15 protein-coding genes and 3 pseudogenes are annotated in these 14,884 nt (G+C 37.3%); 8 read left to right on the top strand and 10 right to left on the bottom strand.

The window, feature by feature from the left end:
- Positions 1 to 306: 306 nt before the first annotated feature.
- Positions 307 to 717, bottom strand: coding sequence for a type II toxin-antitoxin system VapC family toxin (locus LEP1GSC062_RS00725; protein WP_010577440.1), 411 nt, complete (start codon positions 715 to 717; stop codon positions 307 to 309).
- Entirely contained in the window at positions 714 to 956 is a 243-nt protein-coding gene (locus LEP1GSC062_RS00720) for an AbrB/MazE/SpoVT family DNA-binding domain-containing protein (protein ID WP_010577439.1), read from the bottom strand. The genes LEP1GSC062_RS00725 and LEP1GSC062_RS00720 overlap by 4 nt, the downstream gene beginning before the upstream one ends.
- 185 nt (positions 957 to 1,141) lie before the next feature.
- Here LEP1GSC062_RS00720 and LEP1GSC062_RS24440 point away from each other — a divergent pair.
- The 4 genes and pseudogenes from LEP1GSC062_RS24440 to LEP1GSC062_RS24430 form a co-directional block, all read left to right on the top strand.
- Positions 1,142 to 1,460 (top strand): annotated as a pseudogene (locus LEP1GSC062_RS24440) (LIC10183 family protein).
- Positions 1,457 to 1,609: pseudogene (locus tag LEP1GSC062_RS22750) on the top strand (baseplate J/gp47 family protein); the annotation flags it as partial. The pseudogenes LEP1GSC062_RS24440 and LEP1GSC062_RS22750, both read left to right, overlap by 4 nt.
- Before the next feature lie 395 nt (positions 1,610 to 2,004).
- The gene (locus LEP1GSC062_RS25415; protein WP_176091468.1) at positions 2,005 to 2,268 is read left to right on the top strand and encodes a DDE-type integrase/transposase/recombinase; all 264 of its coding nucleotides are present in this window, start codon (positions 2,005 to 2,007) and stop codon (positions 2,266 to 2,268) included.
- Between the two features lie 147 nt (positions 2,269 to 2,415).
- Positions 2,416 to 2,670, top strand: a pseudogene (locus LEP1GSC062_RS24430) (IS3 family transposase); the annotation flags it as partial.
- Between the two features lie 61 nt (positions 2,671 to 2,731).
- Here the strand turns inward: LEP1GSC062_RS24430 and LEP1GSC062_RS00700 are convergent.
- The 3 genes from LEP1GSC062_RS00700 to LEP1GSC062_RS00690 are packed head-to-tail and all read right to left on the bottom strand — an operon-like array spanning position 2,732 to position 5,110.
- Positions 2,732 to 3,604 carry a ParB/RepB/Spo0J family partition protein gene (locus tag LEP1GSC062_RS00700; RefSeq protein ID WP_010577435.1) on the bottom strand — a complete coding sequence of 291 codons (873 nt, stop codon included), beginning with the start codon at positions 3,602 to 3,604 and terminating at the stop codon, positions 2,732 to 2,734.
- A 2-nt stretch (positions 3,605 to 3,606) separates the two neighbouring features.
- On the bottom strand, positions 3,607 to 4,368 hold the full coding sequence (locus LEP1GSC062_RS00695; protein ID WP_020983045.1) for a ParA family protein: 762 nt from the start codon (positions 4,366 to 4,368) through the stop codon (positions 3,607 to 3,609).
- A complete protein-coding gene (locus LEP1GSC062_RS00690; RefSeq protein ID WP_010577434.1) occupies positions 4,346 to 5,110 on the bottom strand; it encodes an RsmG family class I SAM-dependent methyltransferase in 765 nt (254 codons plus the stop codon). Before LEP1GSC062_RS00690 ends, LEP1GSC062_RS00695 begins: the two co-directional genes overlap by 23 nt.
- A gap of 213 nt (positions 5,111 to 5,323) precedes the next feature.
- Between LEP1GSC062_RS00690 and LEP1GSC062_RS23540 the strand changes: the two genes are divergently transcribed.
- Complete coding sequence (locus tag LEP1GSC062_RS23540; RefSeq protein ID WP_162142155.1) at positions 5,324 to 5,464, top strand: hypothetical protein; 141 nt, start codon at positions 5,324 to 5,326, stop codon at positions 5,462 to 5,464.
- 173 nt (positions 5,465 to 5,637) lie between these two features.
- On the top strand, positions 5,638 to 6,069 hold the full coding sequence (locus LEP1GSC062_RS00680; RefSeq protein ID WP_010577432.1) for a hypothetical protein: 432 nt from the start codon (positions 5,638 to 5,640) through the stop codon (positions 6,067 to 6,069).
- 544 nt (positions 6,070 to 6,613) lie between these two features.
- On the opposite strand, the gene LEP1GSC062_RS00675 is transcribed toward LEP1GSC062_RS00680, so the two are convergent.
- Complete coding sequence (locus LEP1GSC062_RS00675) at positions 6,614 to 8,068, bottom strand: M20/M25/M40 family metallo-hydrolase (RefSeq protein WP_020983058.1); 1,455 nt, start codon at positions 8,066 to 8,068, stop codon at positions 6,614 to 6,616.
- 154 nt (positions 8,069 to 8,222) lie between these two features.
- On the opposite strand from LEP1GSC062_RS00675, the gene LEP1GSC062_RS00670 reads away from it, so the two are divergent.
- Positions 8,223 to 9,032: a hypothetical protein gene (locus tag LEP1GSC062_RS00670; protein ID WP_020983099.1), complete on the top strand. Its 810-nt coding sequence runs from the start codon at positions 8,223 to 8,225 to the stop codon at positions 9,030 to 9,032.
- A 1,334-nt stretch (positions 9,033 to 10,366) separates the two neighbouring features.
- On the opposite strand, the gene LEP1GSC062_RS22745 is transcribed toward LEP1GSC062_RS00670, so the two are convergent.
- The 4 genes from LEP1GSC062_RS22745 to mnmG form a co-directional block, all read right to left on the bottom strand.
- Complete coding sequence (locus LEP1GSC062_RS22745) at positions 10,367 to 10,531, bottom strand: hypothetical protein (protein ID WP_020983054.1); 165 nt, start codon at positions 10,529 to 10,531, stop codon at positions 10,367 to 10,369.
- 67 nt (positions 10,532 to 10,598) lie between these two features.
- On the bottom strand, positions 10,599 to 10,739 hold the full coding sequence (locus LEP1GSC062_RS20695) for an ankyrin repeat domain-containing protein (protein ID WP_020983016.1): 141 nt from the start codon (positions 10,737 to 10,739) through the stop codon (positions 10,599 to 10,601).
- An 11-nt stretch (positions 10,740 to 10,750) separates the two neighbouring features.
- Complete coding sequence (locus tag LEP1GSC062_RS00660) at positions 10,751 to 10,993, bottom strand: hypothetical protein (RefSeq protein ID WP_244265071.1); 243 nt, start codon at positions 10,991 to 10,993, stop codon at positions 10,751 to 10,753.
- A gap of 913 nt (positions 10,994 to 11,906) precedes the next feature.
- Positions 11,907 to 13,814, bottom strand: a complete 1,908-nt coding sequence (gene mnmG, locus LEP1GSC062_RS00655; protein ID WP_010577430.1) for a tRNA uridine-5-carboxymethylaminomethyl(34) synthesis enzyme MnmG — start codon at positions 13,812 to 13,814, stop codon at positions 11,907 to 11,909.
- Positions 13,815 to 13,955: 141 nt separating this feature from the next.
- Between mnmG and LEP1GSC062_RS00650 the strand changes: the two genes are divergently transcribed.
- Positions 13,956 to 14,879 (top strand): branched-chain amino acid transaminase, encoded by a 924-nt coding sequence (locus LEP1GSC062_RS00650; RefSeq protein ID WP_010577429.1) that lies wholly within the window; start codon positions 13,956 to 13,958, stop codon positions 14,877 to 14,879.
- The last annotated feature ends 5 nt before the right edge of the window (positions 14,880 to 14,884 follow it).

The raw sequence follows: 14,884 nt of genomic DNA, 5'->3' as shown, positions 1-14,884 counted from the left end.
GCATCATGTACAGATCATTGTAGAGTCGGAAATAGGTCTTCGCTTCGAACGTTTATACGAGGATTACGTGCTCTTATATCGGGAAGCTGGCATTTTAGAAGGTTTGAAAAGATCTCTATTCTTTCAATGGTACATTTTGGCTAGAAATTTCGAATAAAAATAAGTAGACCTTTCGTTTCGCTACCATACTCGTCTGATACTCTCAACAAATGACTCATTTTATTCGCCCTTTTACCTCGTGCGGATTCTATAATATTAGAAATGAGTAACTAAAAGTTTTACTTTGATAGAAACGCTTTTATATTTTTAAAGATGAAAAGGTATTAAGCTCAGTTTCTTTAACGATTTTGAAAAATCTTGATTAAAAGTTACAATTTGTGCCTCTAATAATTGGCTCGCAGCAGCCAAAACTGCGTCGCCATAATCTTTAATACTTTTAGGCCATAATTGAAGTATTAATTCAGGGTAATAAGCGGATTCATAGGTAACACCAGGATTGATTAAAAGATCTTTTACAATTTGATTCAATTTACTTTGTTCAACGGCATAAATACTTTTAAAAACAAATACGATTTCTGTTATATTGTGCGAAGTAAGTATGACTTCGTATTCTAATCGCGATACTTTTTCCCAAAGTAAAACCATTTTAGTATGCTGTTCAAGGTTTCTTTGATTTAAAAACGAGATATAACAATTAGTATCCAAGATTAATTTCACTTTGAGTATCTCTTTACTCGTTCTTTCCATGCTTTTTTGACGTCTGATTTAACGTCAACGGATCCCTTCGTGAGAAAACCTTTATATTTTAGGAAAGGTTTATTGGCCGATTCAATGTGAATTCCCTGTTCGTCAATAGACCATTCGATGACATCTTCCATAGAAAGTTTTAAAGATTCTCGGATTTCTTTAGGAATTGTTATCTGATATTTCGATGTAATTTTGGATCTAAGTTTCATATCCTTACTTTATCAAAAAAAGTAAGGATCGTCAAGATTAAAAAGTCAAAACTGTAAGTAACTTACGGTCCTCGTTTCGTTCGCCATTCACGGTTCTCCTTTAATGTTCATGATTCGGTTTTTAATTCTATAAAATGGTGGTAGCGGAGGGGTTGATAATATCACGTTTGAACAAATAGAACAAGATGGTGTCGAAACATTCTTTTGATTTTGCAGAGACAGAATCGGAAATAGAAGTCGTGCGTTTGATGGTAATCAAAGCGTTCGACATGACTCCTGCGGACGACATTGACTTTCCAGAAATCTACAACCATCAAAGAAAGCATCTTTATGAAGACGACGATAGCGGCCTCAAGAATGAATGACGCTTTTAGAATTCTATCTCAATTTCCTCAAATCGATTCTGACACAATTAAGATTTCCCTACTCAAAGAAGGGCTTTCCATTTATTTCCGATTAAAAACCGGAGAAGAGCTTTCTCTCAATCTTGGCGGGAACTCATGATATTATACACTACAAAATCAAACGTTCAAAGAGAGATAGAACGGAACGTTTCTAACTCCAAAGTTTTTGAAAGCCATGATTTTACTCGGGACTCAAAAGCGAGCACGATTCTAAGATCTCTTGCAAACGCAATCTATCTATTCATTGAAGTAGTCACATAAAAGTGGACATTCTTTTAAGCGATATTCCTCTCAAATTCTTCAGTGCTCATATAACCTAAGAATTACTACTCGGACGCATGAATAAAATACTATGATAAATTATTTCGAAAATTAGAATGTTGGAATATTTCTCTAAAAAGTCGAGATTTTCCCGATTTGACTTAATTTTTGAGAACCGTTGCACTTTTGCAAAACCGGCCGCTTATTTTCGAGTATCATTTTCATACGTCCGAGTAGTAAGAATCGAGCTTACAGAAGAATGCATATAATGGGCTTAAAAGCCGATCGGAAGCGTTCTTTTCGTCCTGTGACTACTGACCCGAAACACAAATTTCCTGTGGCTCCTAATCTTTTAGGTCAGAACTTTCAATCATCGAATTTGAATAAGATCTGGCTTTCAGATATCACGTATATACCCCGTAGATGGAAAGTGGGTTTATCTATTTGCGATCAAAGATCTTTTCAATCAAGAGATCATCGGCTGGGAGTTAGGTTCGACGTTGGAGACGGAGCATCTCTTGAAAGCTTTTGAGAGAGCTCTTTCTCGCAGAGGATACCCTAAGGAAGTGATCTTTCATTCCGATAGAGGAATTCAATATGCAAGTGATAACTTTAGAAAAGTATTAAATAACGTGAGTTCGGCGTAAGAAAGTTTGGGCGAATCGCTCGCGAATTTCATAGATAAAATGGCTCGCGACCGCGCTTTTCGCTCCAATTCCTTCGGAATTTCCACTACAATCGCTTTCGCATTTTGTTATACCGAACTCACATTAAATACGAATCAGTTCATTCAGAGTATGAGTAGAAAAGGTAACTGCTATGATAATGCTCCCGGAACGCATTCATAGAAAGCGTTCCGCCTGAGTTTCCTGGAATCGTTCTTTAAAACTTTAAAAGTAGAAGAGGTTTACAAAAGAAAATTCGACACAATTCAGAACGCACAATATTTTCTGTTTGACTATATCGAAAGATATTATAACAGAAGGAGAAGACACTCGGCTTTAGGTTATCTTAGCCCGGTTGAGTTTCGAATTAAAAATTCTGCATAACCATGTCCGTTTTTTCGGGGGAAATCCAATTGTTTCATCTAAATACAAGATGAGAACAATTTTACAATCCTAACGCGTTTAAAACCTTTTCCATCGCTTCTAGATTCGGATAAGTGATCGTCATTTTACCTTTGCCGGAACTTTGGTTATGACCAATTTCGATTTTCATAGAATATTTTTTTCTAAACTTATTTTCTAGTTCGACGATGTTGACGTCTTTGCGGTGTTTCTTTTTTTCAGGAGCTGATTTTTCTTCGGTAAGATTGGAAACCAAATCTTCCACTTGTCTCGCTGTCAGTCCTTTTTCGGCGATTTGATAAGCAAGTTGTTCAATTTTCTTTTTATCAGCCAAAGATAAAAGAGGTCTTGCATGACCTTCGGAAATTCTTCCATTCTTGATTAAATCTTGAACTGAATCCGGAAGTTGTAAAAGACGAATTAAATTGGAAATTGTAGATCGATTTTTCCCAACCCGCGTCGAGATATCGGTAATCTTTAAGTTTAGTTTTTCAGAAAGAGTTTTGTAGGCAATCGCTTCTTCGATTGGATTCAGATCCTCTCTTTGAATGTTCTCAATAATCGCCATTTCCATAGATTGATTTTCGGAAACATTCTTAACGATAGCCGGAATTTTCACAAAACCTGCAAGCTTACAGGCTCTGTAACGACGTTCACCCGAAATAATTTCGTAGCCGACATCTAACTGTTTTACTACGATCGGTTGAATCACACCGTGAGCTTTGATCGTTTCCGAAAGTTCCTTTAAGGATTCTTCCGAAAAAGTTTTTCTAGGCTGGCTTGGATTTGGACGAATTTCACCGATCCGTATTTCTCGAAGCGCCCCTTCTGCAGAAGAGTTAATTGGGGTTTTATTTTCGTTAACCGGAATTAAATTTCCAAGACCTCGTCCGAGGGCTTTGGGCTTGATTGCCATTTTTAATTCTTCCCCGCAACTTCCAAAGCGAGACTTCTATAACTCTGAGCTCCCACTCCTTCTGGATCGTAACTCATAATCGTCTGCCCGAAAGAAGGGGCTTCGCTCAACTTAACATTTCTTGGAATGATCGTAGTATAAACTTTATCTTTAAAATAAGACTTAACATCTTCTGCAACTTGATTCGCAAGGTTGGTTCTCTTATCAAACATAGTCAAAAGAACTCCTTCCAATTCTAAAGAAGGATTTAATTGATTTTGAACGAGAGAAATAATTTTCATTAACTGAGTCAAACCCTCCAAAGCGAAATATTCGGTTTGAAGAGTAATCATCACACTGTCAGCAGCACAAAGTGCATTGATCGTTAAAATTCCCAATGAAGGCGGGCAATCGATTAAAATATAATCGTATTCAGTACGAAGTTCAGAGATCGCGTTTTTTAATCTGTATTCTCTTTGATCTTCTGCAAGAAGATCCGCCTCTGCACCGCTCAAATTGATATTAGAAGGAATAATATCAAGATTGGAAACATTTGTTCTTTGAATACATTCGTTCGCGGAAGATTCTCCTAAAAGTAATTCATAAGAAGTTTTTGCAAGAGTATTGATTTCAATCCCAAGACCAGACCCGGAATTTCCCTGAGGATCCATATCAATGATCAAAACTTTCTTTCCGATTGAAGCAAGATTGGCCGCAAGATTGATAGAAGTTGTCGTTTTTCCGACACCACCCTTTTGATTACTAATCGATACGATCTTTCCCATTACCGCTCTTACTCTCCTTGCTGATATCCTTCCAAGCTCTTGGATAACCATGCCTTGGACTAGAAATCTTTTTCAAGAATTTAATATGTCGCATGCCTAAAAATTCAAGAGAAGACAAATCTTCGGAAGATTCCAGACGAAAACCGGAATAAGAAAGAACTTTCTCTTCTAATTTCGTATCAATATCATGTTTTCCTAAAAATGGGACATAAGTTCCTCCGATTTTTATAAGATTAGAAACTGCTTCCACACTGTAGGGATATGGAATAAAACCTCTTGATACGACATAATTTAGAGACAATTTAGATTCTTCTGCACGAATAAATTGAAACTTTAAATCAGTAATTCGATTGGAACGAACAAAACTCTCCGTATGAGAAAGTTTTCTTTTTTGCGAATCGATTAAAACGACAATCGGATGTTCCTTAAGACAACGAAAGAAAAATCCAGGAATTCCCGGTCCGGTTCCCGCATCTCCCAATTGTATTTCCTTTTGAAATCCGATTTTTTTCGCGATATGATAAACATGATAAATGGATTCTAAAACATGACGGTCTAAAATTTCTTCCGAATCCCTTTTGGAAAAGAATCCGCCAGCTTCGTTTTTTGCTTTTAAGAATAAGATAAACTTTAGGATCAATTCCCAATCAAAGGAATCGCTGATTTCATCGGCTTCGGTTGGAAATCGTTCTTTCAATCTTTCTAAAATAGATTCAGTCGTAAATTGTTCGGGATCTTGCATGATACAAGGATTGAATTTTGATCTGCTTTGTCTTCACAGATTCTTTTTGTTTTCTTTTTGGAAGGAGAAACAAAACGAATTAGAAAACGATCGTAAAGATCGGATTAACTCTGGAAAACAAAACGATGTCTTTTCTCGTTTTTCTAAGAAACCCAAGCGTAATGGTGAAAAATTATTCATTGTTTCCAATGAATTGGCGGAGGAGGTTCTCCGATGAAAACGGCAAATAAGATTAAGACGGAGTTTTGCAATCATTCGATGAGAACCTATCAATTTTGTCCGCAATTACACCGTTTATATGTGATTCGTTTATCACATACTTTTTTGTTGATCGTAAGAGGTTTGGAGATTTAGAGTTAGATGTAATAGCCCCGATTTGTAATTCATCATGAAAGATAAAATACAACAACTTGAACATTTTATGTATGGTTATAACTATTAGGTGACTTTCGGTTATGAATTTTTAAATTCATGTATAACACTTGAAGAAGCTAAAAATAAAATAATTAGAGTTGTTGAAAAATTCCATGATTCAGTTTAACAAAATCGCTTCAAATGCCCATTTCAATAAAGCAGAAACGGACAGAGGATTAATTTTCAGCAACTCTATTGAAGATGCTAATCCCGACCAATACGAAATAGCTAAAGTCACTATTAATGAATTTTGGGAAGAAATAGATTATGGATTTAATTATCGAGGCGATAAAGGCGCTGGACTTAAGTTAGATAATAAAAAATTAGAAAAAGTTCTCGATCTCCAAAATCAATTTAAAGAATTTATAAAAACGTTTATTAGCAAAACTACATTATTATTTTATTATCCAAGTTACAAAGGAATACCTTGCTACCCAGTATTTTGGGATTATAGATTTATTATATTGAATAAAATGGGAATAGTTTATTTTTATATGGAGCTGCTTCCGATTAATAAATCGGGGCTACATCTAACAGCAAATTAGCGCTTCGCTTGTGAACTAGCACTGTATGAGTGAACGCATTTTTACGCGATATTTTTTTCAAATTCATCGGGACTTAAACAGTATAGATAAGAGCGAAAATTTGTCTGTTATAAAATACTTTTATACATTTGAAGAGCGGCTTTTCCTCGATACTATTACTCATCCCTACATAATAGAGTGTCCAAAATTCTACGTCTAAACGGGGATTTGTGCTAAAATTGGCGGTACTCCTTTATGTAGAGATCAGTAAAACGTGAGTTTGGTGTAATAACATTAAAACTTTCTAATGTATTATTCCCACATTTTTTATGGAAAAATAACTTTTACTCATCTCTACATAATAGAGTGCCTAAAATTCTACGTCTAAACGCGAGATTTATGCTCAAATTAATGGTACTCTATTTTATAGCGATCAGTAGGAAACAAAATTTATTACACAGAACTCACGTTAAATAGAAAAAGCCTTATTTTCAGACTCAAATTTTCCGTTCCGGATGAATTCTACGTTTACAAGGCTTTCAAAAATTCAAATTTGTGAAAGTTCCTACAAATCCGTATTATTAAATTCTATCACCGTCTTATGAAGAATTTCAATCCCGGTTTTCAGATGTTCTAACGTTATGCTTTCATTCTTACCGTGGATCCCGTCGATTTCCTCCGAAGTAAGCAACGCAGGAATCAAACCGTAACATTTAAAACCGGCCATTCTTAAGTAAGAAGAATCCGTTGTGCCCGGAGACAAAAAAGGAGTTACGACAGAATTGGGAACGACCTGTTGAACGACTCCCGATAAAATTTTAAAATACTTCGAATCAACCGGCGAAATTGTTCCCGGTTCCAAATGTCTCACAGTAACTTTGACACTATACTTTTTTGCGAGCGTCTTTACTTTTTCAAGGATCTCATTCTCATCGAAACCCGGTAGAATTCTGATATCAACGGTTCCATTTGTTTTGGACGTTATCACATTGATTCCCGCCTGATGCGTATCGATTCCGGTAATACTCACCGAGTTACTGGTCATCGCCCGTAAATGTTTGTTTGAGCGAATGACTCCGTTTAAAATCAAACCCAATAAAGGATTACGAGATCTCTTTAAGACGAACGAGTTCGGAAAAGGACTTACTTCTCCCATTTGATAAAAGAAAGAAGCGGTCTCGTCTTTAATGATTACGACCTCGTTCATCCTTTTTAAATCCATTAGAAAATCGATGAAATTGAGCGCCGCATATTGAACCGGCGGAGTGCTTCCATGACCGGAAATGTCTTCCGATTCCAAATCCAACCAGATAATACCTTTTTCCGCGTGTTGAATATTGAAGATCTTACTTCCTTTTACGATTACGTCTTTTGTTCCAACACCGCCTTCGTTGTGCACAAACTCATATCCGTTGAAGATCTCTTTGTGTTTTGCGATCAAAAATCTCATTCCGAACTCGGAACGACTTTCTTCATCGGACACCGCGAGATACATTAGGTTTTTTTTAAGTTTTATTCCGGAATCATGAATCAAAAAGAACGTATAAAGCTCCATGATGCCCAGGCCTTTTATGTCCACTGCGCCTCTTCCGTAGATTCGATCTCCTTTTCTTACTCCCGAGAACGGAGCTTCATCCCATTCGTTCGCATCGGCTTCCACCACATCGATATGACTTGTAAGAATTAGTCCACCTTCCGGATCGCTCCCTTTGATCTCGGCCATGATACTCGCCCTTTCCGGCTTTCCGGGAATATTGAAAATTGTTGTTTTGATTCCACGTTTATCAAAGAGACTTTTTAAAAATAAAACCGCTTGTTTTTCATTTCCTCGAACCGTTTTTATTCTTAGATAAGCTTGTAAATCTTTCGAAGCGTCTTCCGCAAGTTTTCCATAATCGCGCTCTTCAAACTTTGCGATGGGTGTTAAAGATTGGATTCCTTTTTCTGTAACGAAAATCGTATAGAGTAAAAACAGAGCCAAAGCTATTAAAAAAACGAACATGCTCTTCTTCAAATTCATTTGTAATTCTCCTCGGTGCGTAAGAAAGTATTGAACCCCATTTTCCTTTCAAGGATTTAGGCAAGGGAATTTGTTTGTTTTTTAGCTGCGCTTTTGATTTACAGAGTTAACCTTTTGGATCGTTTTCCGATGATTGTAATGTAGAGGTTATACTATGATTCGTGTTTTACTTACAGCGCGTCCCAAAACCCCAGTTTACTTTGTCAGAAAGATTAAGCTGCAAGGTTCTGTTCTAATTTTAGGACAGGTTCTTATTTTCTTAATCTTTCCAAGTTTTGTCTCGGGGATTACCCCGGGAAAATGGTCTCATATCGATAAATATATTTTTGGAAACAATTCAAATGGACCTGTTAAAGAAATTGTTAAGGACACAAACGGTAAAATTATTTATTCAGCATCGTATGAATATGATTCTTCCGGAAAGCTGATCAAAGAAAGTTATTCGGATGCGGAAGGAAAAGCGGACGGTTCTACCGTTTTTCAATATAAAGATGGAAAAGTAGTTAGAGAAGAACTCTTCGATAAAGATAACACCTTACTTGAAACAAAAACCTTTCGATATAATCCCAAAGGGCAAATCAATCTCGTAGAAGTTTTTGATAAAGAAAACAAACTCCTTCTAAAATCAAATATCACTTCTTGGGACAAAGATTTCGTGAAATCGGGACAAACCAACTGGTCAAATTCAAAAGAGATGGAAGTGTTTATTTTAACTCAGGATGAAAAGAATCCAAAAACATTGATTCAAAATATTTATAACGAAGAAAAGAAACAAATTGCTTCCACTAAGTTTGAGTATGATGGAAAAGGAAAGTTGCTTACTCGAATCAACGTCCAAGGTGAACAAGAAAGAAAAAATCAACTGAGCTATGGCTTAAATAGCCAACTCCAGAGTTTTACGTTTCATGTGAAACAAAACAACAAATGGGAACTTCAGAAAACTCACGAGCTGATTTACAAATAATTTGCTTTCGATGCCGCCTTGACTTTCGAGCGCGGCCTTTGCTTTCAATCCTCCAAAACATCTACCTCCAACTTACAAAATTTCAAAAGCATTCGCAGTAAGATAAAATTCATTTCTGTGTTTGCCTCAAAGTCCTTCGATCAATGAGTAAAAATCGCGTTTCAGATCGTGGCTTTTTACATGAGTTTCTACATTGAAAGTTTTAAAACCGGTTGTTTTTTAGTTTTTACTCATTCCTACATAATAGAGTGTCCAAAATTCTACATCTAAACGGGGATTTGTGCTAAAATTGGCGGTACTCCTTTATGTAGAGATCAGTAACAGAAAAAATTTAGAACTTTATCCAAAACCTCGATAGAAATATTACCATGAATTTTTCTCCTATCACTAAGGTTTTAGGAAAAGCTCTAAACTAAAAACGCGCTTCAAAGAAGGTTTTCACTCTAAGTTAACGTGAGTTCGGCGTAAGAAAGTTTGGGCGAATAAGAAACTAAAGTGTCGCACTTTCTAAGGGCACCACAAGTATTTGAATCCAAAGATAAATCTGTCGGAATTACGACAAATCCTCTGTGTAACTTACGCCCCACAACGCGCCCCTTAGGAAGCGTTGTGCCTGAGTTTCCCCGCGTTTGGGTGGTGGGGTGGGAGGCGGGGAAAACTCGGGAGGTTTTTCTCTATCACAAAATCATACTTCTTGCAAGTAAAAAATAGGGTTCTTGTCGGAACACTTACATTTTATTGTACATAATGTAATGTATGTAATGTAAAGTCCTATCCACTAAAATCTAACCCCTAATCACTAACACGTCGGAACCCTTGAAAAATATCAGTTTTTGATCCTTATTACCCCAAAAGTCTTCTTAATTTCGATATAAGAAAATTTGGGTGAATCACTTGCAAACTTCATAACGGATTGGCTCGCGAGTGCGCTTGAACATAATGTTCCAATTCCTTCGGAATTTAAACTCAATGTTGCTTCCTATGGGCGCAACATAATAATCGCTTTTGCATTCGTTACACCGAATTCACTCTAAGTTAATTAAAAAGTTTTGAATCCGCAGATTAAGTTAGCATCTGTAACATCTGATAATTGATTTCGTCAGTCTGTCCCGATTCTTCTTTTGTTTTTTTAATCGTTTTCCTAAAATCATTTTTGCATTCTCTCCATCCTTGTTTTGTACTTGGAGATCCACTCCTAGTTCTGCTAATAACTTTAGACATTCCAAATGCCCTCGTCTATTTTCTTGTATAGCTGTCACAAGAAGGGTTACACTTCCGCATTCTTTGCAGTAGGATCTAATTCTCTTTTTAGAAAAAAATCCAATATGCTTGCTCTACCATAGCGATGTTAAGAAAAGATGCCCCATAAGTTGATGAGGACGGGCATCCGGATGTTCAATCACCGCGCCACTTTCTGCTAGCAACTGAACGATCTCAAAAAATCCATTTTCAATTACAAAGCGAAGAAGTGTATCACCGTTATTATCCGCCGCATTCACATTGACTCCAGAATCGATCAGTAATTTTACGATTTCATATTCGGTTTATCTCTATTGATCGCGTAAATCAATAGGGACATACCATGAGTCCTTTTGCATTTGGGTTCGCGCTTTTTTCGAGGAGCAAAGAAGTCATTTCCAAATCTCCTTGTAAAGCTGCCCACATCAAAGCGGTTCTCTTTAACTCTCCTTTTACTTTCAGATCCACTCCATCTTGTGCTACAACACTCTGCTACTTTCAAATTGTTCCATTTGACGGCAAGAATCAGAGGAGTTTTCATCTTGATCTTTGAGATTTATATCCCCTACTTCTTTCAGTAGGTCTTTGACTACGTTGACATTTCCTTTTTTTAAAGCTTCTTTGAACGATTGATTCATATGGTTTTTTTCCATTATAATTTGTTTTTTATTTTTGAAATTGGTGATTTCGAATTCAAAGGTAAACCCACAAGTAATTTCCATATAGAGAACGAAGAATCTTTTATAAGATTTCAGATTTTATAGCAATTCTCAAAACTTAATTTATCAAACGAATAAGCTGCAAGAAACCTGCACATTTAGGACTGCGTTATAAACCAACGCTTTCGCTTGTAATTCTTGACTATCGGCGAAACAACCTAAGAAAGTTGGGCATGATTTTTTTTCTCGAAGGATCTCAAGATGATTCCATTTCGTTTTTGAAACAATCCTTATGAATCATCAGTTTCCGAATCCTCTCGTTCTTCTTTTGCGCGACAGCGCCAATTCATTTAGTAGAACTTAAAGCTAAATCAGAATTCATATAAGGTAGATACAGAAGAAAAGATCTTTGATCGCGATAGTAAGCCTCATACAACAAAGTCCTTCTAAAAACTGCTTTCTAAAATCAAAAATGAGATCAAGGTTTAATCTTAGGTAGGAACTATGATAAGAAAGATTAGAAAAGATTTTCTACAAAGACATCTAAAACCTTAAGCTCAAATCAATGTACAAGTTCCTAAAAAGCGCCGGAATCCCCATAACTTTATATTACAAAAAAGTTTCCGTATGAGTTCAATCGCACGGACCTCGATAAAACCTTGTAAGAGTTTCCACAATTTTACAAACTACAACCGATTCTTCGGATTAAAAATCCTGTAAATAATTGAGGTTTGATTCATAGGATACAAAAAAGATTTTTAAAAAATCGAATCTTTCTTTTCGGTCTGACTATCTACTCATGCACAAAAGAAAAACCCGGTGTAATTCCGGGCTTTTGAAAAACGTTTCATGTGAAACGCGAGCGGGAAATCGAATCTTTTGTCGGAACTCCGACCGCAACATCGGCACTTGTAGGAAAAATCTCAAACTCCAATAATAGCTGTTTTTACAATTCTTATCGCGAGACGGACAAAGACTAAGATGCTTCTACCTCTTGTTTTCTCTTTCCTTTGATGTGATACAACAGCAAATCGACGTCGCTCGGATCCACACCGGAAATCTGACCTGCCTTTTCCAAAGTCATCGGCTTATGACTTTTCAATTTTTGAATGGCTTCTTTCTTAAGTCCTGTAATCGCTTCGTAGTTGATATCTTCCGGAATCGCAAGATCCAAATATTTATTCTTCCATTGAATCGTTTCGAGTTCTCTCTTGATATAACCTTCGTACTTGATTTCCATTTCGAGAACATTTTTCTCTAGCTCAGACCAAGAACGCACTTCGGGAATCATAAACTCAATGTCTTCGATCTTAATTTCGGGGCGTTTCAAAAAAGAAGCCAACTTCATACCGAACTTATAGTTTGTAATTCCTTTCTGATCCAAAAGATCTTGAAACTCATCCGAAGGTTTAAGCGGGATTTGATGAATTTTTTCTCGAACGCCATTCACGCGCTCGTATCTTTCCCTCATTCGATCGTAACTTTGTTGATCGATAAGGCCGAGGTCATATCCGTACTTCATCAGTCTTTGATCTGCGTTATCTTGTCTAAGCAGAAGTCTATGTTCAGCACGCGAAGTAAACATTCTATACGGATCTTCAACACCTTTATGAACTAAATCGTCGATCAAAACTCCGATATAAGATTCGCTTCTTTTGAACAAGAGGGGAGTTTCATTTTTCAAAGAATGAAGAACGCTATAAGCCGCGACCAAACCTTGCGCGGCCGCTTCTTCATAACCTGTAGTTCCGTTAATTTGTCCCGCATGATAAAGACCTCTAATCTTCTTCGTTTCTAAAGTCGGTTTCAACTCGGTCGGATCCACATAGTCATACTCAATCGCATAACCGGGTCTCACAATCTCCGCATTTTCCAAACCCTTAAGAGATCTCACTAACTTCCATTGAACTTCTTCCGGAAGACTTGTGGAAACTCCATTGAGATAGATTTCTGAAGTTTCATAACCCTCAGGTTCCAAAAAAACCTGATGTCTTTCACGATCCGCAAATCGAACCACTTTGTCTTCGATCGAAGGACAATAGCGCGGTCCAGTACTTTGAATTTGTCCCGAATACATCGGAGACAAATTTAGATTTTCATGAATGAGTTTGTGAGTTTCGGCGTTTGTGTAAGTGATGTAACAAGGAATCTGTCTTCGAGTGATCTTCTCCGTCGAAAAAGAAAACGGAGATGGATTGGGATCGCCTTCTTGAATCGCAAGCACACTTAAGTCGACTGAATTCTTATGAATACGCGGCGGAGTTCCGGTCTTCAATCTTCCCAACTTTAAATTATATTTTGCCAAGGATTTAGAAAGACCTTTCACTGTGGGCTCACACATTCTACCGTTTTCGTTTTGATACGTTCCGATATGAACGAGAGAAGATAAGAACGTTCCCGTAGTTAAGATTACATGGTTCGTATAAATTTCAAAGCCGCGTCCGGTCTTTACGCCGATCACTTGATCATTTTCGATAAGAAGTTCTTCAACGGTGTCTTGTCGCATTGAAAGATTCTTCTCAGCTTCAAGAGTATGTTTTACTTTGAGTTGATATTCTTTCTTTTCCGCTTGAGCACGCGGCGCCCAAACGCTCGGACCTTTGGAAGTGTTGAGCATTTTAAACTGAATACCGGTGTTATCGATCACCTTTCCCATGATGCCGCCGAGCGCATCCACTTCTCTCACCATATGTCCCTTGGCGATACCACCGATCGCAGGGTTGCAAGACATCTGACCGATCGTATCCAAATTCATTGTGATCAAAAGAGTTTTGGCTCCGCCCTTCGAAGCGATGTAAGCCGCTTCCGAACCCGCATGACCCGCGCCTACTACGACACAATCAAAACGATTCGGAAAAAAAGATTGGTTTTTGGATTCGATCATCGAGATTCAACTTCCTGAAAATAAATTACTGATTTAAGAATGAGATGTTTCGCAAGTATTGGTCTTTGATTGTAAGATGAATCGACAGCAGACCCGATATATTGATTCATGGAATTATATCACTTATCAGGTTCCTGTTCTATGGCAGAATCCATCAAGAAACTATCCTATTTCGAAGGAAAAATCCTTCCTGAATCAGAAGCAAAAATCAGCATTCAAACTCACGCGCTTCAGTACGGAACCACGGTCTTCGGCGGGCTTCGTGGTTATTATGACAAGGATACAGACAACATCTATCTCTTTCGTATTTTAGACCATTACCAAAGATTGATAAATTCGACTCGAATCATGCAATTGAAACTAGACAAAACAAAAGAAGAATTGAGAGACATAACAATCGATTTGATTCGTCAATGCGGTTATAAAGAGAACATTTATCTTCGTCCTTTTGTTTATACATCGGCGCTACAACTTTCACCGCGCTTTCATGACGTTCCTACCGAACTTGCGATTTATATTCTTCAGTTGAACGACTACTTGGATACAAAGCGCGGATTAAAAACGATGGTATCAAGTTGGAGAAGATTCGATGACGCCGTAATTCCGACTTTATCGAAAGTTTCCGGCGGTTACGTGAACTCGGCACTTGCAAAATCGGAAGCGGTTCAAAACGGATTTGATGAAGCGATCTTTTTGGATTCGAGAGGATTTGTAAGCGAAGGTTCCGCGGAGAATATCTTTTTAGTTCGAGACGGTAAAATCATTACACCAGGAATCAACTCTTCCTTGCTCGAAGGAATTACAAGAAGAAGTGTTCTTGAAATTGCAAAAGATAATGGGATCGAAGTGATCGAAAGAGATATCTCCAGAAGTGAGCTTTACATTGCGGACGAGGTTTTCTTTTCGGGAACAGGAGTACAAATCGCATGGGTTTCTGAGATCGATCATAGAAAGATCGGTAATTCAGAGATGGGACCGATTACAAAAAAGATTCAAAGTTTATTTTTCAATCTTGTAATCAACAAAGAAGAAAAATACAGACATTGGTTGACTCCGGTTTACTAAAGAAA

It is taken from the genome of Leptospira alexanderi serovar Manhao 3 str. L 60, assembly GCF_000243815.2.
Classification (GTDB): Bacteria; Spirochaetota; Leptospiria; order Leptospirales; family Leptospiraceae; genus Leptospira; species Leptospira alexanderi.
Note: the sequence above shows the minus strand (reverse complement) of the source record. Positions and strands in the feature narration are given on the sequence as shown.